Annotated in this window: 1 pseudogene; it reads right to left on the bottom strand. The window is 34.0% G+C overall.

The window, feature by feature from the left end:
- Window positions 1-147: 147 nt before the first annotated feature.
- Window positions 148-353: pseudogene (locus tag AB4653_RS28895) on the bottom strand (inosine/guanosine kinase); the annotation flags it as partial.

Here is a 353-nt window from a genome sequence, read left to right as displayed (position 1 = left end):
AATCATCAATAACCCACTAAGCAATAGAATTAATATTTAAGTCGACTAAAGTATTATTTACGGCTTCAATATATTCAGAAACAAAAAAGGCTCCTTTCGGAGCCTTTTTTATATTTCTAATAGTGAAATATAAATCAAAAAAATGCCTTATCTTTCCCAGTACGCTTCTTCTAGACTATCTTCTCTTTCAGGAAGGCCTCGAGATAATCGTGGCGAGTGCTGAACTAATACTTCATAACTTGCGCGGTTTGAATATTTACAAACTTGTGAGAAAGAAGAATACGTCAAGAATGAATGCTGATGCTTACTTGAGTTAGGCACATTTTCTTTATGGTACTTATTAGCGGCCATAT

The sequence above is a fragment of the Vibrio sp. 10N.222.48.A3 genome (genome assembly GCF_041475345.1).
Taxonomy (GTDB): Bacteria; Pseudomonadota; Gammaproteobacteria; order Enterobacterales; family Vibrionaceae; genus Vibrio; species Vibrio tasmaniensis_A.
The sequence above is the reverse complement of the archived record's forward strand: the minus strand, read 5'-3'. Positions and strand labels throughout refer to the sequence as shown.